Annotated in this window: 18 protein-coding genes; 12 read left to right on the forward strand and 6 right to left on the reverse strand. The window is 66.6% G+C overall.

All coding sequences use genetic code 11. From position 1 onward, the window contains the following. Nucleotides 1-2 precede the first annotated feature (2 nt). Complete coding sequence (locus tag HTY53_RS05065) at nucleotides 3-524, forward strand: hypothetical protein (protein WP_174105392.1); 522 nt, start codon at nucleotides 3-5, stop codon at nucleotides 522-524. Between the two features lie 120 nt (nucleotides 525-644). Here HTY53_RS05065 and HTY53_RS05070 read toward each other — a convergent pair whose 3' ends face one another. Continuing rightward, the gene (locus tag HTY53_RS05070) at nucleotides 645-2,825 is read right to left on the reverse strand and encodes a DUF6351 family protein (RefSeq protein ID WP_174105393.1); all 2,181 of its coding nucleotides are present in this window, start codon (nucleotides 2,823-2,825) and stop codon (nucleotides 645-647) included. A 389-nt stretch (nucleotides 2,826-3,214) separates the two neighbouring features. On the opposite strand from HTY53_RS05070, the gene HTY53_RS05075 reads away from it, so the two are divergent. The 4 genes from HTY53_RS05075 to HTY53_RS05090 all read left to right on the forward strand — a co-directional run bounded on the left by HTY53_RS05075 (nucleotide 3,215) and on the right by HTY53_RS05090 (nucleotide 9,430). After that, nucleotides 3,215-3,646 carry a cobalt-zinc-cadmium resistance protein gene (locus HTY53_RS05075; RefSeq protein ID WP_174105394.1) on the forward strand — a complete coding sequence of 144 codons (432 nt, stop codon included), beginning with the start codon at nucleotides 3,215-3,217 and terminating at the stop codon, nucleotides 3,644-3,646. Between the two features lie 85 nt (nucleotides 3,647-3,731). Further along, the gene (locus HTY53_RS05080) at nucleotides 3,732-4,994 is read left to right on the forward strand and encodes a TolC family protein (protein WP_174105395.1); all 1,263 of its coding nucleotides are present in this window, start codon (nucleotides 3,732-3,734) and stop codon (nucleotides 4,992-4,994) included. Between the two features lie 18 nt (nucleotides 4,995-5,012). Beyond that, nucleotides 5,013-6,251 (forward strand): efflux RND transporter periplasmic adaptor subunit, encoded by a 1,239-nt coding sequence (locus HTY53_RS05085; protein ID WP_174105396.1) that lies wholly within the window; start codon nucleotides 5,013-5,015, stop codon nucleotides 6,249-6,251. A gap of 14 nt (nucleotides 6,252-6,265) precedes the next feature. Continuing rightward, nucleotides 6,266-9,430, forward strand: a complete 3,165-nt coding sequence (locus HTY53_RS05090; RefSeq protein ID WP_174105397.1) for a CusA/CzcA family heavy metal efflux RND transporter — start codon at nucleotides 6,266-6,268, stop codon at nucleotides 9,428-9,430. Here HTY53_RS05090 and HTY53_RS05095 read toward each other — a convergent pair. Continuing rightward, nucleotides 9,418-9,738: a hypothetical protein gene (locus HTY53_RS05095; RefSeq protein ID WP_174105398.1), complete on the reverse strand. Its 321-nt coding sequence runs from the start codon at nucleotides 9,736-9,738 to the stop codon at nucleotides 9,418-9,420. The two genes, HTY53_RS05090 and HTY53_RS05095, sit on opposite strands and share 13 nt — an antisense overlap. Nucleotides 9,739-10,015: 277 nt before the next feature. Here HTY53_RS05095 and HTY53_RS05100 point away from each other — a divergent pair, with 277 nt between their 5' ends. Genes HTY53_RS05100 through HTY53_RS05115 form a run of 4 tightly spaced genes read left to right on the forward strand, consistent with a single transcriptional unit; the run spans nucleotide 10,016 to nucleotide 14,175 of the window. Next, nucleotides 10,016-10,480, forward strand: a complete 465-nt coding sequence (locus tag HTY53_RS05100; RefSeq protein WP_174105399.1) for a (2Fe-2S)-binding protein — start codon at nucleotides 10,016-10,018, stop codon at nucleotides 10,478-10,480. After that, nucleotides 10,477-12,648 carry a xanthine dehydrogenase family protein molybdopterin-binding subunit gene (locus tag HTY53_RS05105; RefSeq protein WP_174105400.1) on the forward strand — a complete coding sequence of 724 codons (2,172 nt, stop codon included), beginning with the start codon at nucleotides 10,477-10,479 and terminating at the stop codon, nucleotides 12,646-12,648. The genes HTY53_RS05100 and HTY53_RS05105 overlap by 4 nt, the downstream gene beginning before the upstream one ends. A gap of 15 nt (nucleotides 12,649-12,663) precedes the next feature. Continuing rightward, complete coding sequence (locus HTY53_RS05110) at nucleotides 12,664-13,197, forward strand: DoxX family protein (RefSeq protein ID WP_174105401.1); 534 nt, start codon at nucleotides 12,664-12,666, stop codon at nucleotides 13,195-13,197. 60 nt (nucleotides 13,198-13,257) lie between these two features. Continuing rightward, nucleotides 13,258-14,175: a LysR family transcriptional regulator gene (locus HTY53_RS05115; protein WP_174105564.1), complete on the forward strand. Its 918-nt coding sequence runs from the start codon at nucleotides 13,258-13,260 to the stop codon at nucleotides 14,173-14,175. A 16-nt stretch (nucleotides 14,176-14,191) separates the two neighbouring features. Here HTY53_RS05115 and HTY53_RS05120 read toward each other — a convergent pair whose 3' ends face one another. Further along, entirely contained in the window at nucleotides 14,192-14,890 is a 699-nt protein-coding gene (locus HTY53_RS05120) for an SDR family NAD(P)-dependent oxidoreductase (protein WP_174105402.1), read from the reverse strand. Nucleotides 14,891-15,061: 171 nt separating this feature from the next. Continuing rightward, nucleotides 15,062-15,535 (reverse strand): Lrp/AsnC family transcriptional regulator, encoded by a 474-nt coding sequence (locus tag HTY53_RS05125; RefSeq protein ID WP_174105403.1) that lies wholly within the window; start codon nucleotides 15,533-15,535, stop codon nucleotides 15,062-15,064. A 260-nt stretch (nucleotides 15,536-15,795) separates the two neighbouring features. Between HTY53_RS05125 and hppD the strand changes: the two genes are divergently transcribed. From hppD to HTY53_RS05140, 3 genes are all read left to right on the forward strand, one after another. After that, complete coding sequence (hppD, locus tag HTY53_RS05130; protein ID WP_174105404.1) at nucleotides 15,796-16,869, forward strand: 4-hydroxyphenylpyruvate dioxygenase; 1,074 nt, start codon at nucleotides 15,796-15,798, stop codon at nucleotides 16,867-16,869. Between the two features lie 194 nt (nucleotides 16,870-17,063). Further along, entirely contained in the window at nucleotides 17,064-18,449 is a 1,386-nt protein-coding gene (locus HTY53_RS05135; RefSeq protein WP_174105405.1) for an amino acid permease, read from the forward strand. Nucleotides 18,450-18,586: 137 nt separating this feature from the next. Next, nucleotides 18,587-19,789, forward strand: a complete 1,203-nt coding sequence (locus HTY53_RS05140; protein ID WP_174105406.1) for an aromatic amino acid transaminase — start codon at nucleotides 18,587-18,589, stop codon at nucleotides 19,787-19,789. A 56-nt stretch (nucleotides 19,790-19,845) separates the two neighbouring features. Here the strand turns inward: HTY53_RS05140 and HTY53_RS05145 are convergent, their stop codons facing one another. Both HTY53_RS05145 and HTY53_RS05150 read right to left on the reverse strand, forming a co-directional pair. Beyond that, a complete protein-coding gene (locus tag HTY53_RS05145; protein ID WP_254599822.1) occupies nucleotides 19,846-20,526 on the reverse strand; it encodes an N-acetyltransferase in 681 nt (226 codons plus the stop codon). Nucleotides 20,527-20,534: 8 nt separating this feature from the next. Further along, nucleotides 20,535-21,395, reverse strand: coding sequence for a hypothetical protein (locus HTY53_RS05150; protein ID WP_174105407.1), 861 nt, complete (start codon nucleotides 21,393-21,395; stop codon nucleotides 20,535-20,537). Nucleotides 21,396-21,741: the final 346 nt, after the last annotated feature.

Here is a 21,741-nt window from a genome sequence, read left to right on the forward strand (position 1 = left end):
GCATGGCGAAGGTCACGGTATTCGTCGACACCAACATCATCCTGGAGGCGTTCCGGACGGGGTGTTGGTCCGCCATCTGCGAGCGTTACGCAATTGAAACGGTAGAGAAGTGTATTGAAGAGGCGCTTACCGGCGATCTTTCCGATCCCGGTCGTATTACGGTGGACCGCAGCGCCCTGGTCGGTGGCTTGAGTCGAAGGCATGCCGTCGGGAGACGCGAACTGGTCGACCTGGTACTCGCTCATCCCCACTGTCAGGCCTTGGACGACGGAGAGCTGCATTTGCTTGCCTGGCTGCATGCAAACAAGCGGCTGCCACAAGCCCTGATCCTGCTGTCAACGGCAGACAAGGCCGCAATCGTCGCGACGGCTCGTCTGGGGTGGATCGATTCGTTGACGTCGCTTGAGCAACTTGCTCGCACGGCGGGCGTGACGCCAGGGCAGATCTGTCGCCTCGCCCGGCATTACAGGGAGGACTGGCTGGGGGAGATCAAGACGAAGATTCGGCTCGGCATCCTCCCGTAGCTGCTTTCGTCCGAATGCGAAGGCCCGGCCGTCCGTGCTTTGACGGCCAGCGGACGGCAGCCGCGCGCGGGGCGGGGACGGGAGCGACCCAGTGGCCCGGCTCCCGTACTCCCGCCAACCTCACGACTTCGTAATATCAAACACCAGATTCACCGGCGACGGACCGAACGAGCCGTTCGGCACCACGCCAGTCTGATTGACCCCGCGCTGGGTCCAGTCGCAGACGCCGGTCGGGAAGATCGCGCGCAGCCGGTTCAGCTGGTCGGGCGTGAACGGCACGCTGTAGTCGGCAGGATTGACCGGCTTCAAGGTGCACTTCATCACGTCCCCCGAGATCGGGCCGCCGGCTGCAATGCGTGGCGCGGTCCACGAGGGGAACAGCGAATTGCAGGTCGTGTCCGGTGTGCTGCTCAGGGTCTGCGGTTCGGCCACGAAATCGGTCTGGGACCGCCAGCAGCCGTCGACCGCGTTCTGGGGCTTGTGGGCAACGACCCGTTGCTTCTGCGGCGTCGGCGACTTGTCGTCCTTGTAGGCAGCGACCCAGCGGATGAAGGTGTCCCACGCGGTATCGGCCGGCACCGGGTTGCCGCGCCACATCACGTGGTTGGCGGTATCGCCGTTGGCCTTGAGCATCCGCTCGCGCTGCGCGAAATGGAACCACTGGTAGTGATAGGCCGTGTCCTCGTTATAGGTCCCCGTCACGTCGAACACCGGGATCGTGGCAAGACCGCCGTTGCCGCCGAGCTGCAGACCGGACTGCTGCGCCCGCAGGATCGCGCCGAGATCACCGAGCGAACGGGCGGGGACGTAGTTCGCATCCTGATCGTAGCCGCCCACCTTTTCGTTCAGATCGAGGAACTGGTCGACCGTGATCGCGCCGCCGTTCAGCGCCGCGAGCCCGTACTGCACGCCAACGTTGTCGAATGGACGCAGCGCGAAGCCGGTGGCCTTGTCGATGCCGTAGATGTTCCTGGCGGCGTCGTACACCGTCGGGCGCGCGCCGGTCGGATTATTGACCGGGTGATAGCGCAGCTCCTGCGGCACGGCGGCATTGAACACGCCCGAGTTGTAGCCCGGGAAGTCCTGCCGTGCCGGCACCGGATCGGTACGGCCGGCCTGATTGGCGGCATCCTCGAAGGCCTTGCGGCTCTTGTAGCCGGTCACTGCCGCGATCTGCGCGTCTGTCAGCGCGTTCGGATTGCCCATCAGATAGTGCGTGATCAGATGCCCATCCGAGCCCGACAGCGCGATCGACAGCGGGTCGGGGAAGGTGCACGCAATCAGCACGCCGTCGAACAGGCCGGGAATGCGGTCGGCGGGCTGCGAGCTGCCATAGGAGCCGCCCGAGCAGCCGGCGCTGACGGTGAAGACCGGCACACCGAAGGTCTCGATCACCGCCTCCTTCGACATCATCGCCGCCTCGCTGGCCAGCACCGCGTTGCAGTTGTTCGACGCGTGCTGCAGCGTATTGGCGAACGTGGCGTAGCCCTCGCCGAGCCGCCTGACATTGAGCAGCGTGAAGTCGAACCCCGCGACCGAGATATTGCCCTGCGCCGCGCCCTGGATGTACCAGCCGCCCGGACAGCCGAAGCCCTCGACCGCGATCAGCCGCTTGTTCCACGCCTTCGGCGGCTTGAGCGGCGTGGGGGCCGACTCCCTGGTGGGATCGTGCAGCACGGCGTTCTGGTAGATGCCGCGATTGACCGTGCCGGTTTCCACGCGCACCACGAAGGGCACGGTGCGGCCGTCCAGCGTAGTCGTGCTGGCGACATCGGCGGGCAGGGACGTGGTGCTCGGCATCGGCACCAGCGCGCCGCCGGTGTTCTTCTGATAGACGTAGTGCACGCGCGTGGTCACGCTGCAATTGGCGTCGGGCGGCGGACCGAGACGCGAACCATCCGGCAGCACGAAGCTTTCGGTCTGGCAGATGAACGGCGTTTGCCACGGCCCCGAAATGACCGGCCCGGTGATCGGGTAGTTGGTCATCTTCAGCGTGGCCGTTTCGCGGCCGATCTTCGCTGTTAGCGTATTTTCGCCGTCACGCAGGCCGGTTACCACCGCCTGCAAATGGCGAAGATCGTCCAGCAGCGGGCGGAACTCCCGCGTCACGTCGTCGCCGTTGAGCTGGATCTGCAGCGGGCGGCGATCGAGCCTGATGTGGCGCGGCACGGTGATATCGATCAACGCGTTGCCGCCGGTCACGTAGTCGGGGGAGGATGAGAGCAGCTGGATGGTCGGTGCCGCTTCGGGACCGTCGTCATCGTCGTGGCCGCCGCCGCATGCTGTCAGGGCCGCAAGCATGGCGCACGCGAGCGCCATCCTGGGCCATCGCCGTAGGATGTTCATGTCGTCGACTCCTCGTTCGTAGTGAGTCGTGGGGGATTGCAAGCCGCTTGGGGCTTGTGCCGACATGCATGCGTAGGTCGAGCTTAGTGTCCGGTTCTGCCAAATACAATGTCGAGGAAAGCTGACCAGAAGCGGATATCCGGGACGGCACATGGCGCTGGTCCGCTTGCCGGAGGGACGAACACCTTGAACAAAGTCGCCCGCGGCGAACTCGTCGACGAGCCGGCCCTGGCGGGACGCGCGCGCATCGGTCGGCAGCAGAAGGGACAGGGCGTTTGCGGTACACTGTGCCGCTCGGGAGGCACCCCGCCTCCCGCTGCCCGCAGCCCTTGTCCCGATCGTCGATGCGCCGGTTTTTCCTGATCCTGCTGGTCATGCTGTTGCCGCTCCAGTCCGTCTGGGCCGCGGCCACCGCCTATTGCCAGCACGAACAGCGGCCGACGGCGCAATGGCATCTAGGCCATCATCAGCACCAGCATCGGGCCGACGGCAAAGCCGAAGTGGAGGCCGAGTTCGAGGCCGAGGTCGAGCCTTACAAGGCTGACACCAGGCAAGTCGACATCAAGGCCGACGCCGAACACGACACCGACGCGAACGGCCTGTTCGATCCCGACTGCGGCACCTGCCATCTGGCCTCGTTGCCATTTGCGCGTCCCGACGCGACCGGCATGCCGGTACTGCGCCTGCCGCGGACCGTGCTGCTGACGCACGATTTCCACTACAGCTCGCTTCACCCCCGCGCCCCCGATCGCCCACAGTGGCTACGTCTCGCTTGAGCGGCGAGACGACCGATTCGATCTGATTCCCGGCTGAATTTCCGTCTCGCCGATTTCCCTTGGTGACTTTTCCAGGTGCAATTCGATGCGACGATTCATCGCGCCGCTATGTATGGCGGCAATCCTTTACGTCCCCGGTTGGGTGGGCGCACAGCCGCAGCCATACCCGCCCGCGCCGGACCCTTCCGCATGGCCACGCGAGGCCGCTGAGCCGCTGACGCTCGACGCGGCGCTGGCGCTCGCCGCTGCGGGCAATTTCTCACTTTCCGCCGCGGCCAGGGGGGTCGATGCCACCGAAGGCGCGATCCTGCAAGCGCGGACCTTCCGCAATCCCGAAGTGGCGGTCGCCGTCGAGGACACGCGGCGAGAGACCCGCGCCACCACGGCGCAGGTCAATCTGCCGATCGAACTGGGCGGCAAGCGCGCCGCGCGGATATCTGCCGCCGAACGGGGACGCGACGTCGCCCAGGCGCAATGGCGCAGCACCCAGGCCGAGCTGCGTGCCACCGTGATCGCCGCCTTCTTCGGCGTGCTGGTGGCACAGGAGCGCGTCAGGCTGGCCAGCGCCTCGGTCGAGATCGCGCGCAAGGGCGCCGACGCCGCGGCCAGGCGGGTGGCCGCGGGCAAGGTCTCGCCGCTCGAGGAGACCCGCGCCGCGGTCGAGCAGGCCAATGCCGAACTCGAACTGGCCGATGCCAGCGCCGAACTGCAGTCGTCCCGGCAGGCGCTGGCTGCGCTGTGGGGCAATGCCGCGCCGCAGTTCACCGAAGTCCGCGGCGATCTCGATGCGCTGCCTTCCCGCCCGGCGCCCGAGCAACTGCTGTCCGCGCTGGAGGACTCGCCGCTGCTGCATACCAGCCGTCTCGAAGTGGGGCGCCGGCAGGCGCTGGTGGATGTCGAACGCAGCCGCCGCTATCCCGACATCACCGTCAGCCTGGGCACCAAGCGCGACAACGAGGCCAATCGGACCATGCCGGTGCTTGGCGTGGCAATCCCGCTGCCGCTGTTCGACCGCAACCAGGGCAACCTGTACGAATCGATCCGCCGGGCCGACAAGGCAGCGGACGAATTGCTCGCCGAACGGATCCGGCTGGCCAACGCACTGCAACAGGCGAGCAACGAGCTGGCGGTATCGCGAACCTCGGCGCAGACGCTCAAAAGCACTGTGCTGCCCGCGGCAGAGCGCGCCTTCGACGCCGCCAGGCGTGGGTTCGAAGCCGGCAAATTCGACTTCCTCAATGTGCTGGACGCCCAGCGCACGCTGTTCCAGGCACGCATCCGCTACCTCGGCGTGCTGGCCCGCGCCTATCAGGCGGCCACCACCATCGACCGCATCGTCGGACGCTAACCGGGACCGATTTCGATCATGGCAATCACACCGAAGCAAAAGGCCGCCATCGCGGCCATTCTCGCGGTCGGCACGCTGGCGACCGCGGCCGTGCTGCTGACCGGCCGCCCGGGCTCCGCGGACCCGCACGGGGACCACGGCGACGAGCATGGACATGGCGCCGGGCAACCATCCGTTTCCACATCCGCATCGGCCGCAATGCCGGCCGCAGGCAAGCATGCCGACGGCAACGCACCCATCGCACTGACCGACGAACAGATCCAGCGCGCCGGCATCGGGATCGAAACGGCGGGCCCGACGACGATCCAGTCCACCCTGCAATTTCCCGGCGAAATTCGCTTCAACGAGGACCGCACCGCCCACGTCGTGCCGCGCCTGGCCGGGGTGGCGGAAAGCGTGCCGGCCACGCTCGGCCAGCAGGTGAAGAAGGGGCAGCTGCTGGCGGTGATCGCCAGCACCGCGCTGTCGGATCAGCGCAGCGAGTTGCTTGCCGCGCAACGCCGCCTGGAGCTGGCCCGCGCGACCTATCAGCGCGAGCGCAGGCTGTGGGAAGAAAGAATTTCCGCCGAGCAGGACTATCTGCAGGCGAAGGCAGCGTTGGAGGAGGCCCGCATCGCCGTGCATAACGCGCAGCAGAAGCTGACTGCGGTCGGCGCCACGGCCTCTGCTTCCCGCCTCAATCAGTTCGAGCTGCGCGCGCCATTCGACGGCGTCATCGTCGAGAAGCACCTGGCGCTGGGCGAGGCCGTCGCGGACAACGCCAATATCTTCACGATCTCGGATCTGTCGACCGTTTGGGCGGAGTTCGTGGTCTCGGCCAGAGACCTGGAACACGTGCGGGTCGGCGAGACGGCGCGCATTCGTTCTGCCGCGTCGGAGAGCAAGGCGGAAGGGAAAGTTTCGTATGTCGGCTCGCTGCTGGGTGAGCAGACCCGCACCGCCAAGGCCCGCATCACGCTGACGAACCCGAGTCTGGCCTGGCGTCCGGGCCTGTTCGTCACGGTCGAGGTGCTGACCGCCAAGGTGGGGGTTCCGGTCGCGGTGCAGGCCGATGCCATCCAGGACGTCGACGGCAACAGCGTGGTGTTCGTCGCCGGCCCGAAGGGGTTTGTCGCGCAGCGCGTCGTGCCGGGACGCAGCGACGGCCATCTGGTCGAGATCCGCGACGGGCTTCGGCCGGGCGTCCGCTATGCCGCGCGCAACAGCTTCGTGCTGAAGTCCGATCTCGGCAAGGACGCTGCCGGGCATCAGCACTGACACGGGAGATCGCCATGTTCGAACGTGTCATCCGATTCGCCATCGCGCAGCGCTGGCTGGTGCTGCTCGCGGTGCTCGGCATGGCGGCATTGGGGGCGTACAGCTACACGCGCCTGCCGATCGACGCCGTGCCCGACATCACCAATGTCCAGGTCCAGATCAATACCTCGGTGCCGGGCTATTCGCCGCTGGAGGCCGAGCAGCGGATTACCTATCCGATCGAGACCGCAATGGCTGGGCTGCCGGGCCTCGAGCAGACCCGCTCGCTGTCGCGCTACGGGCTGTCACAGGTCACCGTGATCTTCGACGAAGGCACGGACATCCATTTCGCACGCCAGCTGGTCAACCAGCGCATCCAGGAGGCGAGGGAGCGGCTCCCCGCCGGCGTGTCGCCGGCCATGGGCCCGATCTCGACCGGGCTTGGCGAGATCTATCTGTGGACCGTCGAAGCCGAGGAGGGCGCGCGCAAGCCGGACGGCTCTCCCTACACGTCGACCGATCTGCGCGAACTGCAGGACTGGGTCGTCAAGCCGCAACTGCGCAATGTGCCAGGCGTGACCGAAGTCAATTCGATCGGCGGCTTCGACAAGGAGTATCTGGTCGCGCCCAGCCTGGAGAAGCTCGCCTCGTATGGACTGACGCTGTCCGATATTGTCACCGCGCTGGACCGCAACAACGACAATGTCGGCGCCGGCTATATCGAGCGCAGCGGCGAGCAGTATCTGGTGCGCGCGCCGGGTCAGGTCCGCAGCGAGGCCGATATCGGCGACGTGATCGTCGGCAGTGCGCAAGGGCAGCCGATCCGCATGCGCGACATCGCCGAGGTCGGCATCGGCAGGGAGCTGCGCAGCGGCGCCGCCACCGAGAACGGCAAGGAGGTGGTGCTGGGCACCGTCTTCATGCTGATGGGCGAGAACAGCCGCGCGGTCGCACAGGCGGTGGGCGCGCGCGTCGACGCGATCAACCGCACCTTGCCGAAGGGCGTACGCATCGTGCCGGTCTACGATCGGACCCGGCTGGTCGACAAGGCGATCGCCACCGTCAAGAAGAACCTGCTCGAAGGCGCAGTCCTGGTGATCGCGGTGCTGTTCCTGTTCCTTGGCAATATTCGCGCGGCCATCATCACGGCGCTGGTGATCCCGTTGTCGATGCTGTTTACCTTCACCGGCATGGTGAGCTACAGGATCAGCGCCAACCTGATGAGCCTGGGTGCATTGGACTTCGGCATCATCGTCGACGGCGCGGTCGTCATCGTCGAGAACTGTGTGCGCCGGCTGGCCCATGCGCAGGCGCATCGCGGCAGGCCGCTGACCCGATCCGAACGCTTTGAGGAGGTGTTCGCCGCGGCGCGCGAGGCCCGGCGGCCGCTGTTGTTCGGCCAGCTGATCATCATGATCGTCTATCTGCCGATCTTTGCCTTGACCGGCGTCGAAGGCAAGATGTTCCACCCGATGGCCTTCACCGTGGTGCTGGCGCTGCTGGGCGCGATGCTGCTGTCGGTGACGTTCGTTCCGGCTGCCGTCGCGCTGTTCATCGGCGAACGGGTCGGCGAGAAGGAAAACCGGCTGATGGCTTGGGCCAGGCGGCGCTATGCCGTCTGGCTGGAACGGTCGCTGGCGAACACGCCCGTCGTGCTGACCTTCGCCGGCGTAGCCGTGGTGCTGTGCCTTGCCATCGCGTCCCGGCTCGGCAGCGAGTTCATCCCCAACCTGAACGAAGGCGACATCGCGATTCAGACGCTGCGCATCCCGGGCACCAGCCTGTCGCAGTCGGTCGAGATGCAGAAGCAGCTCGAACGTACGCTGATGGCGAAATTCCCGGAGATCGAGCGGGTGTTCGCGCGCACCGGCACCGCGGAGGTGGCCTCGGACCCGATGCCGCCCAATATCTCCGATGGCTACATCATGCTCAAGCCCCAGTCGGAATGGCCGACGCCGGTCAAGAGCCGCGAGGCGCTGCTCGCCGCGATGCAGGCGGAGGCCGCCAAATTGCCCGGCAATCGCTACGAGTTCTCGCAGCCGATCCAGCTGCGCTTCAACGAGCTGATTTCGGGCGTGCGGTCCGACGTGGCGGTCAAGGTGTTCGGCGACGATCAGGCGGTGCTCGACCGCACCGCCGAGCGGATCGCCGCAGTAGTGGGAACCGTGCCCGGCGCGTCGGAGGTCAAGGTAGAGCAGACCACGGGCCTGCCGATGCTGACGGTCCATATCGACCGGCACAAGGCGGCACGCTACGGGCTCAATCTGGCCGATATACAGGACGCCGTGGCCATCGCCATCGGCGGCAAGGAGGCCGGCATTTTTTACCAGGGCGATCGCCGCTTCGCCATCACGGTGCGGCTGCCCGATGCGGTCCGGCAGGATATCGATGCGCTGCGCCGCCTGCCGATCGCCTTGCCGAAGAGCGGTGGGGCCGATGCGCGGACCAGCTATATTCCGCTGGCCGAGGTCGCCTCGCTGGAGATCGCGCCTGGCCCCAACCAGATTTCGCGCGAGAACGGCAAGCGGCGCGTCGTCGTCAGTGCCAATGTCCGTGGCCGCGATATCGGCAGCTTTGTGCCGGAAGCGCAGGCGGCAATCGAGCGTTCCGTCAGCATGCCGGCCGGCTACTGGTCGAGCTGGGGCGGCACCTACGAACAGTTGCGCTCCGCCACGCAGCGGCTGCAGATCGTCGTGCCGGTTGCCTTGCTGCTGGTCCTCGTGCTGCTGCTCGCGATGTTCAACAACATCAAGGACGGCATGCTGGTGTTCACCGGCATTCCGTTCGCGCTGACGGGCGGCATGCTCGCGTTGTGGCTGCGGGGGTTGCCGCTGTCGATCACCGCGGCGGTGGGCTTTATCGCGCTATCGGGTGTCGCGGTGCTGAATGGCCTGGTGATGCTCTCGTTCATTCGGTCGCTGCGGGAGGAAGGCAAGCCCCTGGATGAGGCGATCCGCCTCGGTGCGCTGACGCGGCTGCGGCCGGTGCTGATGACGGCGCTGGTCGCCTCGCTCGGGTTCGTGCCGATGGCGATCGCTACGGGCACAGGGGCGGAGGTACAGCGGCCACTGGCCACTGTGGTGATCGGCGGCATCCTGTCGTCGACTGCGCTGACCTTGCTGGTGCTGCCGGTGCTGTACCGATTGGCGCATCGACGCGATGAAACGGCGCAGGCACCGCCGGTGCCTCAGTCGGCTTGAACCGCGGGGAGGGCGTCCACTTCGGAGGAGGTCTTTCGGGAAATGCACCGACGCATCTTGTGGATGTCGGCCAGATCGGCGCCATGTAGAAACTGGCATCTCAGCCGGCTTTGCTGAAAATCGGTCTCGACCGTGTCTCCCTGGAGGGACGGTCCGCCGGCTACCGAGTCGCCGCCGGGCGCCAGCAGCGCAAGCGTGGCGCCGGCAGCCAACAGCGCGGCAAACAGCGCGGCAAACAGGGCGGCAAAAAGACAGTGAACTGAAGACTTCATCGGCGCAGGCTCCCGGGTGGTATCGAATGACGCCATCCCCCGGCGCCGTCACGGAGTTTGCGAGCTGCCACCGGAAATGCTGTTCGGAATTTCAGCCCTTTTTTGCTCCTGGCCAGATGTCCCTCCAACAAGCCGCCGGCGCTCGCCGGCGGTGTCTCCGATATCCGCTTCCTGACATCGGTGTCATCCGATGTCGATGGCCATTGTTCGTCGCCATTGAATAGACCTGGCAATGGCAGCCGGATTGTGGGCCAGCGGCGCAGCCGACAGAATGCGCCAACGACGGCCCAATGCCGCGGCGGAGAACAGAACCATGAAACTGATCATCAACGACACCGAGCACGACCTGCCGGTCGAGCCGGACATGCCTTTGCTGTGGGTGTTGCGAGATGCGGCCGGCCTGACCGGGACCAAGTTCGGTTGCGGCATGGCGCAGTGCGGTGCCTGCACCGTTCACGTCGACGGCGTGGCGCAGCGCAGCTGCGTATTGCCGGTCTCGGCGGTGCAGGGGGCGCGGATCACCACCATCGAGGGACTGTCCGCGGGCGGCGACCACCCGGTGCAGCGGGCCTGGACCGAACTGGACGTGGTGCAGTGCGGCTATTGCCAGTCGGGTCAGATCATGTCCGCGTCCGCGCTGCTGCGGCAGAACCCGGCGCCGACGGACGCGGACATCGATGCGGCGATGTCGGGCAATCTGTGCCGATGCGGAACCTACCAGCGCATTCGCGCGGCGGTCCACCGGGCCGCCGAGCTGTCGCGGGAGCGGACGTCGTGAAGGCCCCGCTCGATCTCTCGCGGCGCCGTTTCCTCGCCGCCGGCGCGGTGCTCGGCGGGGGCCTGGTGATCGGCTTTTCGGTGCCATCGGTGCGCCGACTGTTGGATGGCGACCCTGTTGAGGTCGCCATGGCGGCCGAGCCGGCACCGTTCATACCCAACGCTTTTCTCCGCATCGGCGCGGACGACAGCGTGACGGTATTGCTTGCGCATTCCGAAATGGGACAAGGCGTGTGGACCTCGCTGGCCCTGCTGATCGCCGAAGAGCTCGACGCCGACTGGACGCGCATCCGCGTCGAGCATGCGCCTGCGGCACCGGCCTATGGCATCGCCATGTTGGGAGGCATGCAGGGAACGGTCGGCTCTCGCAGCGTGCGCAGCGAATTCCTGCGCTACCGACAGGCCGGCGCCGCGGCGCGCGCGATGCTGCTGCAGGCGGCGGCCGCGCGTTGGCAGGTCCCGGTGGACGTGCTGCGCACCGACAGCGGTGCGGTGGTGCATCAAGAGCAGCGCTTGCGCTATGGCGAGCTGGTGCACGAAGCCGCGACGCTGCCGGTACCCGCCGCCGACGCACTGCGATTGAAGGACGCGCACGATTGGAAGTGGATCGGCAAGGGCGCGCGGCGCCTTGATGCCGCCGACAAGATCACCGGCCGCGCGCGCTTCGGCATCGACGTCAAGCTCGACGGCCTGCTGACCGCGGTGGTTGCCCGCGCGCCGGCGTTCGGCGCCAGGATGGTGTCGTTTGACGACAGCGCCGCGCGGGCGGTGCCCGGCGTACGGCAGGTGGTCGCCGTGCCCAGCGGCGTGGCCGTGCTGGCCGATCATTACTGGGCCGCGAAGCGGGGACGGGATGCGCTGAAGATCGAATGGCAGGGCGCCGACACCGCGCTGGAGAGTGCCGGACTCTTGCGGGATTTCGCGCGGCTCGCGCGCGAGCCGGGGCCGATCGCTCTGGAGGCGGGGGATGTCGACGCCGCCATCGCGCAGGCCCAGCGCGTGGTCGAGGCCGAGTACCGGCTGCCTTATCTGGCGCACACACCGATGGAACCGCTCAATTGCACCGTGCGGATCGGACCGGACGGCTGCGATGTCTGGGTCGGCACGCAGATGCAGACGCTGGCGCAGCGTACCGTGGCGCAGATCACCGGGCTGGAGCCGGCGCAAGTCCGGATCCACACCACCTTTCTGGGCGGCGGTTTCGGTCGGCGGGCGGTGCAGGACTTCGTCGCCGAGGCGACGCACGTGGCCCGCGCCGCCGGCGCGCCGGTCAAGACGATGTGGTCCCGCGAGGAAGACGTGCGCGGCGGCTACTACCGATCCGGCTTCGTTCATCGGATCCGCGTCGGCCTCGATCGTGCGGGCCGGCCGCTGGCATGGCGCCACGGCATGGCCGGCCAGTCCAATCATCCGGAACGCGAAGGCTTGCATCCGACCTCGGTCGAAGGCGTAGTGGACTCTCCCTATGTCCTCGGCGCGGCCGCGCACCGCGTGGTCGCGCATTCGCCGCGCACCGCGGTGCCGGTGTGGTACTGGCGCTCGGTGGGACACAGCCATTCGGCCTTCGCGATGGAATCGATGGTCGACGAACTGGCGCACGCCAGCCGGCAGGACCCGCTCGCCTATCGCATGCTGTTGCTGAAGGACGCACCGCGCCATCGGCGCGTACTGGAGGTGGCCGCGCAGCGCTTTGGATGGGGGCGCCGCGCGCAAGCCGGGCGAGGGCACGGTATTGCGGTGCACGCCTGCTTCGGCAGCGTGGCGGCGCAGGCCGTCGAAGTATCGCTGCAGGACGGCGCCATTCGCGTGCATCGCGTGGTCTGTGCCATCGACTGCGGCGTGGCGGTGAACCCGGACAACGTGCGGGCGCAGATGGAGAGCGCCATCGTCTACGGCCTGAGCGCGGCACTGCATGGCCGCGTGACGATCGAGCGCGGGGCGGTGCGCGAATCCAACTTCCACGATTACCCGGCGCTGCGGATGGCCGAGATGCCGGTGATCGAAGTGCATGTCATCGACAGCGGGGAAAGCCCCGGCGGGGCGGGCGAGCCCGGCACGCCGCCGATCGCGCCGGCGGTTGCCAATGCGCTGTTCCAGCTCACCGGCACCCGGCTGCGCGAGCTGCCTCTGCAATTGGCCCAACGCGCTCGGACTCGATCGAGCGCCTGAACCCAGGAGCCCTGTATGCCCACCCACATTCCCTCGCATGCCGATGCGCCGAGCGGCGCCATGTCCGGCCTGTCGACCTCCCGGCTCGAACCGCTGGCCTACCTGTTGATGCGCATTGTCTTCGGCATCGTGATGATGACCCACGGCCTGCCCAAGCTGCTGGGGACCAGTCACGGCTCGATGGCAGACCCGATGGCCGGTGCGACACGCCTGATCGCCGAAGTTCTGCACTTGCCTGGTGCGCCGGTGCTGGCCTGGCTGGTTGCGGGGCTCGAGACCTTCGGCGGCGCGATGCTGATCGCCGGGGCTTTCACCCGACCGCTGGCCGCGCTGATGACGCTGCAGATGATCGCGATCTGCTATATCCACCGGCAGCACTTCGCGTGGATCGACCGGGGCATGGAGTATCCGCTGGTGCTGCTGTCGGTGGCGCTGCTGATTGCGGCACGCGGTGGCGGCGCCTGGTCGCTGGACGCGGTACTGGCGGCGCGCCGCCGGTCCTGGGCAGGGCGAGGCGCGATGCGGGCCCGCTCGCCACGGCGGGATTGACGCGGCGCGGATCGATCTGTTAATTCTGCCGGACCTTCAATGCAGATCGATCCCAACGGCATGGACCGCTTCGACGCCTTGCAACTGTTTACGCGCATCGTGGAACTGGGCACCTTTTCCGGTGCCGCCAACGCGCTCAATATTCCGCGCGCCACCGCCACGCATGCGATCAAGGAGCTGGAAGCGCGGCTCGGCGTCCGGCTGCTCGAACGCACCACGCGGCAGGTCCGGCCAACGCTCGACGGCCAGGCGTTCTACGAGCGCAGCAAGCGCGTGCTGGCCGAGCTCGAGAACGCCGAGACCTCGCTGAGCAGCCACGCGGCCGACCCGCGCGGCACGCTGCGGCTCGATCTGCATGGCATCCACGCGGCGATGATCATCCTGCCACGGATCGACCAATTCCATCGGCGCTATCCGCATATCGAGCTGGTGATCAGCAGCGGCGATCGCCTGGTCGATCTGGTCGGGGAGGGCATCGATTGCGTGGTGCGAGCCGGCGTGCCGCGCGAATCGTCGCTGGTGGCGCGCCGCCTGGCCTATCTGCCCGAGATCATCTGTGCCAGCCCGGCTTATCTGGAGCGGCACGGCACGCCGCGCCATCCCGATGAACTGGCGCAGCACCAGGGCGTTGGGTTCTTCTCCCGCAATCACGACTACCGCTACCCGTTCACGGTACGGATGGACGGCGAGGTGGTCGAATATCAGCCGCGAGGCTGGATCACCGTCAGCGACGCCGAGTGCTATACGCAGGCCGGCCTGGCCGGATGCGGACTGATTCAGGTGCCGCGCTTTCGTCTCGAGGAGCATCTGCGCGCGGGACGGCTGGTGCAGGTGCTGGCGGACTGGCCGTGCCCGGAGCTGCCGATCTCGGTCATGTACACCTCGCAGCGCCAGCTGGCGCCGCGGGTGCGGGCCTTTGTCGACTGGGTATCGGCACTCTACGAAGAGCGCTTCGGGCCCGTGCGGGCCGGGGCCTGATTGCGGCGCCCCTGCGTCAAGCGCGATTGACCACCGGCAGCAGCGCGGCGTGAATCGCGCGGGCCGCGTCCGACGCCAGAAACAGGATCGCGTCGGCCAGCGCTGCGGGGTCGACCCAGCGCGAGGCGTCGGCGTCCGGCATCGCCGCGCGGTTTTCCGGGGTATCCAGCACGCTGGGCAGCACGGCGTTGACGTGGATGCCCTGGTCGCGCACCTCGGCCGACAGCGCCTCGGTCAGCCGCGCCAGCGCGTCCTTCGACGCGCAGTAGGCGCCCATCTGCGCCAGCCCGCGCGCGGCCGAGTTGGCGCCGACATTGACGATCTTGCCGCCGCCGGCGGCGATCATGTGCGGCACGACCGCGCGCGAGACGTTCAGCACGGTGCGCAGGTTCAGGTCGAACATCCGCTCCCACAGCGCATCCGCGCCTTCGCCGACGACCGGGCCCATGCCGAAGCCGCCCGCCACATTGCAGACCACGTCGATGCGCTTGCAGCTGCCGATCGCCTGTTCGACCGCGCGTTCGACGGCGCTGGCGTCGAGCAGGTCGGCTTCCACCGCCACATGCTGACCGGCCGGAAGGGTGGGGCTGACGCCGGGGCGGTCGACCAGCACCAGCCGCGCGCCGGCCCGCGCAAAGGCCTCGGCGACCGCGCGGCCAAGGTTGCCGGCCGCGCCGGTGATGAGGACGGTCTTGTCGTGGAAGTCGAATGCCATGTCGGATCTCCTGGGGTTCTTTGTTCCATCGCACCGATGATGTCGGCGCCGATGCGGTCGGCGCCCAGTGTATGGCGACGTGCCCAACAGGATGTTGCGATTGCAGCTCGGGCTAACCCTGTTTCGCAGCAGGAAATTGCGGCATCGTCGTAGCCGGACCGCCTGCAGCGCCTATAACTCCAGCGGCATCGCACTGGTGCACTTGATCTCGTCGAGGCATACACTGGATCGGACCCCGCTGACGCCGGGAATCCGCATCAGCGTATCGAGCAGGAAGTCGGACAACGACTTCAGGTCCCGGGCGACCACCTTCAATACATAGTCGATATCGCCCGTGACGGAAAAGCACTCCTGGATCTGCGCCAGCTCGGTAACCAGTCCCTTGAACTTCGACAGGTCGCGGATATGCCCCCGCTCCATCGTCACATGGATAAACGCCACCACGCCGAACCCCAGCATGGTGCCGTCGAGCCGCGCCTCGTAGCGCTTGATGATGCCGCTCTCCTCCAGACGGCGGTGGCGCCGCAACGTCTGCGCCGGCGACAGGTTGATGGCCTCGGCCAGCTCCAGGTTGGAGGCGCGGCCGTGCTCCTGCAGCACGTCCAGCAGGCGGCGGTCGGTACGGTCGAGTTCGATCGAATGCATCTTTATTTCTCCAAAGCGCGGATGGACGAAATGTTATCTCACATCCTAGGGTTTCCCTGTGCTTTTAACGAAATCCAATTTGGCGCCGCGAAATATAAACTGCATTGCATTGCCGCATGCGTGCGCACTGCCCAGGCGCTGCCCCGGCCCAGGCGGCCGACGCGCCACAGCCGTGTCGGACGTTGCGCGCAGCCGAAATAATATTTCCCCGGGGGATGCCCCGGCATCCCGGACCCACAACCCACTTGCCAGAAGACGATATGAGCGATCTCTTTGACAACCCGATGCAGCTGATGGGCTTTGAATTCGTCGAATTCGCCTCGCCCACGCCGAACGTGCTGGAGCCCCTGTTCGAACAGATGGGCTTCACGCTGGTGGCCCGCCACCGCTCCAAGGACGTGGTGCTGTATCGCCAGGGCGACGTCAATTTCATCGTCAATCGCGAGCCCCACAGCCAGGCCGCGTATTTCGCCGCCGAGCATGGCCCCAGCGCCTGCGGCATGGCGTTCCGCGTCAAGGACTCGCACAAGGCCTATGCCCGCGCGCTTGAACTCGGTGCCCAGCCGATCGAGATCCCGACCGGCCCGATGGAGCTGCGTCTGCCGGCGATCAAGGGTATTGGCGGCGCGCCGCTGTACCTGATCGACCGCTTCGAGGACGGCAAGAGCATCTATGACATCGACTTCGAATTCGTCGAAGGCGTGGATCGCCGCCCCGTCGGCCACGGGCTGAAGCTGATCGACCACCTGACGCACAACGTCTACCGTGGCCGCATGGCGTACTGGGCTGACTTCTACGAGAAGCTGTTCAACTTCCGCGAGATCCGCTACTTCGACATCAAGGGCGAATACACCGGCCTGACCTCGAAGGCGATGACCGCGCCGGACGGCAAGATCCGCATTCCGCTGAACGAGGAATCGCAGAAGGGCGGCGGCCAGATCGAGGAGTTCCTGATGGCCTTCAACGGCGAAGGTATCCAGCACATCGCCTTCCTGTGCGACAACCTGATCGAGGTCATCGACAATCTGCAGATGTCGGGCGTGCCGCTGGCCACCGCGCCGAACCAGTACTACTACGAGAACCTGGAAAAGCGCCTGCCCGGCCATGGCCAGCCGGTCGATCAACTGCAGGCACGCGGCATCCTGCTCGACGGCACCACGGAAGGCGGCCAGCGCCGCCTGCTGCTGCAGATCTTCTCCAAGCCGCTGCTGGGCCCCGTGTTCTTCGAGTTCATCCAGCGCGAAGGCGACGAAGGCTTCGGCGAAGGCAACTTCAAGGCGCTGTTCGAATCGCTCGAGCGTGACCAGATCGAGCGGGGCGTGCTGACCGTCTGATCGGTCCGATCCGTCCGATCCGTCCGATCCGTCAGTTCGGCAGTGACCCCGACCGATCGCGTCGGGATTCTTCACAGGGTCATATCCACCGACTGCCCGGCGCTACCCGCGCCGCGGCAGCGCACAGCCATAAGCGCCCGCCCCATAGAGGCGCCCGGCTATCATTCCAAAAGAATGGGTAGAGGAAACACTTCATGCATGCAGACAACACGGACCGCTCGCTGCAGCGCGGCCTGAAGAACCGGCACATCCAGCTGATCGCGCTGGGCGGTGCCATCGGCACGGGCCTGTTCCTGGGCATCGCCCAGACCATCAAGATGGCAGGCCCCTCGGTATTGCTGGGCTATGCCGTCGCTGGCATCGTCGCCTTTTTCATCATGCGTCAGCTCGGCGAAATGGTGGTCGACGAGCCGGTGGCGGGCTCCTTCAGCTATTTCGCCAACAAGTACTACGGCAATTTCGCCGGCTTCATGTCGGGCTGGAACTACTGGGTGCTGTATATCCTGGTCAGCATGGCCGAGCTGTCGGCGGTCGGCATCTACGTCCAGTACTGGTGGCCCGAGATTCCGACCTGGGTGTCGGCATTGGCCTTCTTCCTGATCATCAATGCGGTCAACCTGGCCAGCGTCAAGTCTTTCGGCGAGACCGAGTTCTGGTTCTCGATCGTCAAGGTCGCGGCCATCATCGGCATGATCGGCTTCGGCGGCTATCTGCTGGTGTCCGGCGAGGCCGGCCCGCAGGCCACGGTGGCCAACCTGTGGCAGCACGGCGGCTTTTTCCCGAACGGTGTGTCGGGACTGGTGATGGCGATGGCGGTGATCATGTTTTCGTTCGGTGGCCTCGAGCTGGTGGGCATCACCGCGGCCGAAGCCGATTCGCCCGAGAAGACCATCCCGAAGGCGACCAATCAGGTCATCTATCGCATCCTGATCTTCTATGTGGGCGCGCTTGGCGTGCTGCTGTCGCTGTACCCGTGGGAGAACGTCGCCAGCGGCGGCAGCCCCTTCGTGCTGATCTTCCATGCGCTGAACAGCAACTGGGTCGCCAACGTGCTGAACGTGGTGGTGCTGACCGCGGCGCTGTCCGTCTACAATAGCGGCGTTTACTGCAACAGCCGCATGCTGTTCGGCCTGGCGCGCCAAGGAAATGCGCCCAGGGCGCTGCTGAAGGTCAATCAGCGCGGCATTCCGGTCGTGGCACTGGGCGCTTCGGCGGCCGCCACCGCGGTCTGCGTGCTGATCAACTATCTGATCCCGGGCAAGGCCTTCCAGTTGCTGATGGGTCTGGTGGTATCGGCCCTGATCATCAACTGGGCAATGATCAGCGTGATCCATCTGAAGTTCCGCGCCCACAAGCGCAGCGCCGGCCTGACCACGCGCTTCCAGAGCTTCGGCTATCCGCTGACCAATTACCTGTGCCTGGTCTTCATGGCCGGCATCCTGGTGATCATGTATCTGACGCCGGACCTGCGCATCTCGGTCTATCTGATCCCGGTATGGCTGGGCGTGCTGGCAGTGTGCTACCGGCTGCGGAACAAAGATGCGGCGCAGGCGCTGCCGCAGGGCGCCCCGGTGCGGTGAGGCCGTGAAGGCGATGCGGCGCCCGGCGCCGCTCGCCACGGACCCAACTCACGCACCGACTCACGCACCGACTCACGCACCGACTCGCGCACGCAAAATCCGATCTCGCATCGCTCTCAATCTGGCCTGAGGTTTTCATGTTTGCTCATATCGACGCCTATCCCGGCGATCCCATCCTGTCCCTGAACGAGAACTTCGCGCAAGATCCGCGTCAGGACAAGGTCAATCTGACGATTGGCGTCTGCTTCGACGACGAAGGCCGCCTGCCGCTGATGGCAGCGGTGCGCGAGGCCGAAGCCGCGTTGATCGCGGACCAGGGTCCGCGCCCGTATCTGCCGATGGCCGGTATCGCCGGCTATCGCCAGGCCGTGCAGCGGCTGGTGTTCGGCGAGAACAGCGCGGCGCTGGCCGAGGGCCGCGTTGCGACGATTCAAACGCTGGGCGGTTCGGGTGCGCTGCGCGTCGGCGCCGATTTCCTGAAGCGCTATTTCCCCGAGGCGCAGCTGTGGATCAGCGATCCGAGCTGGGACAACCACCGCGTGGTGTTCGAACGCGCCGGTTTCCAGGTCAACAGCTATCCGTACTATGACGACGCCACCGGCGGCCTGCGCTTCGACGCGATGATCGACGCGCTGCGTCAGGTGCCGAAGGGCCATGTGATGCTGCTGCACGCCTGCTGCCACAACCCGACCGGTGTGGACCTGAACGCATCGCAATGGCGCGAAGTCATTGCCGTGGTCAAGTCGCGCGGACTGCTGCCCTTCGTCGATATGGCCTATCAGGGCTTCGGCACCAGCCTGGACGACGATGCCTTCGTGATCCACGAGCTCGTGCGCGAAGGCGTGCCGTGCCTGATCGCCAATTCCTTCTCGAAGAACTTCTCGCTGTACGGCGAGCGCTGCGGCGGTCTGTCGGTGGTGTGCGCGAACGCCGAGGAAGCGGGCCGCGTACTGGGCCAGCTGACCGGCGCGGTGCGCGCCAACTACAGCAACCCGCCGACCCACGGCGCCCGCATCGTCGGCAAGGTGCTGACCACGCCGGCGCTGCGCCAATCGTGGGAAGCCGAGCTGGCCGCCATGCGCGAGCGCATCGCGGCGATGCGCACGGCGATCCACGACAATCTGCAGCGCCTGGTCGGCGATGCGGACCTGTCGCGCTACCTCTCCCAGCGCGGCATGTTCACCTATACCGGTCTGTCGGCGGAACAGGTCGATACGCTGCGCGCCGAGCACGGTGTCTATCTGGTGCGCTCGGGCCGCATGTGCGTCGCCGGCCTGAACCACGGCAATGTGGCGGTGGTGGCGAAGGCCATTGCCGGCGTGATGGGCGCGAAGGGCTGATCGAGCGGCGCCGTAGGAAAGGGCCAGCGTACGCAGGTGCGCTGGCCCTTCCTCGTTTACATCACCATCCCGGCCGCAGAAGCCAGCGCCGGAATCGTCCATCCTCTTCCCAGCAGCACCATCCGGGTATGCAGATCGCCGAGCACGGGCTCGGAGACCTCCGGCCCGAGATAGCACAGCGTCTTGCTGCGCAGATCGACATACCCGCGCTCGTAGTTGCGCGACAGGGCCTCCCACAGGGCATGCGCCCCGGGCGATTGACGCGCGCCGGTGATCAGGCAGTGTCCCGCGTCCAGATACGCGCGATAGATCGCCGAGGCAAGGCCGCGGCGCTGGTAGGGCGGGGCGTATTTCGAATGCGGTGCGCGCAGATGGCGGTCGGCACGGCGGCCCAGTTCGACCAGCCGATTGAACACTGTATATCCGGCCAGACAGCGCCGCACCGTATCTTCGACATAGAAGTAATACTCGCCATCGGCCTCTCGATATCGGACCACCAGCCCAGGCAGGGCGGACGGTGTTGCTGCGATGTCGTACAGGCAGTCGCCGGGCTGGTAGAGCCGGTCGTATAGCGTTTGCAATTCGGCCTCGAGCGCGTCGGGGGCGTGATCGACGTCGATGCGCAGTTCGATGGCGCGCAGCAGGCGGGCGAGGGTGGGGCGGCTTGCGTGCCGCTGTCGCGGGCAGTCCAGCCATGAAGCGGGGCCGGCTGCCGCATGGGCGAGCAGGAAGGACATGGCCGTCGTCAACCGCTCTGCCACGCGCCGCTGACCAGGTTCTCGGGTTTGCTGCGGGCAACGATGCGCGCGCTGACGTCCCAGATATCGATCCGCACGTTCAGTCCCGCGTGAATGCCGTATCCCGGCCCGGCGACGATGTCCTCGTTGGTCTGCACGCCTTCGCCGGCCTTGATGGCCCCATCGGCCACGATCGATCCGGTCGCCTTGATGCCCCAGCCCGCTTCGATATGGTGGCTGCTGCGGATCCTGCCGCCGGCCTCGATGCCCTGGCTGGCGCAAATGCCATGGCCCTGCAGGTCGCCATCGACCTTCAACGTGCCGCCGCAGCGGATTGCGTGCTGCGCCGCGATGCAGTCGCCTGCGCGCAGATTGCGGCCGACGTGGATGTGTTCCCCCGCGCTGATGTCCCAGCCGGCGCGCACGTTGCCTTTGGCGTCGAGGAATGTCGCGGCGTCGATGCCCCATGCGGCCTTGATGTCGCCGCCCGCTTCGATGGCGCCGCCGCTGTAGAGATTGCCGGCGCAGTCGATATCTTCGCCGGCGATGATGGCGGTGCCGGCCCGGATGCCGCCGCCGACGCGGATCGTGCGTCCGGCCCTGACCGCCGAATCGACGTCGATGCCGCGGCGCACGACCAGCGTGCCGGCAAAGACCAGCGCGCCGGCATTCAGCGCATCGAGCGTCAGCACGGCATCGGTGGGGCCGAACTGGTCCAGCAGCCAGCAGGCATCGCCGACACGGCCGGCATCGACCAGCGCATCGAGCAGCCGCTGATAGTCGCTGCCGTCATGCCGGTTGCGCAGAAACCATTTGTAGCCGTCCGCGCAGGGGCGCTTTGCCTTGACGAAATTCTGGGTGAGTTCCATGGACATCGGGACCTCGATGGTTGGTGAAAGGAGGGCTGTCGCGCAGCGAGCGGTGGGGTTGCCCTCTCCCCCGACCCCTCTCCCGCAGGCGGGAGAGGGGAGCACGCAATCGGCACGCAGAGATGCAATGGCGATGTCGGGCTCCCTCTCCCGCTTGCGGGAGAGGGTTGGGGAGAGGGCAACCTGTGCAACCCGCCTACAGCGGATTCATCACGAGAAATTCAACGGCCAGATAGAGCACGGCAATGCCGGCCATCGCGAGCAGGGCGCGGCAATAGACGACGGTGGATTTTCTGGTCTTGGCGGACATACGCTCTCCCGTTTGCACGTTGAACAGTGGATCGCC

The organism is Cupriavidus gilardii, assembly GCF_013314895.1.
Taxonomy (GTDB): Bacteria; Pseudomonadota; Gammaproteobacteria; order Burkholderiales; family Burkholderiaceae; genus Cupriavidus; species Cupriavidus gilardii_C.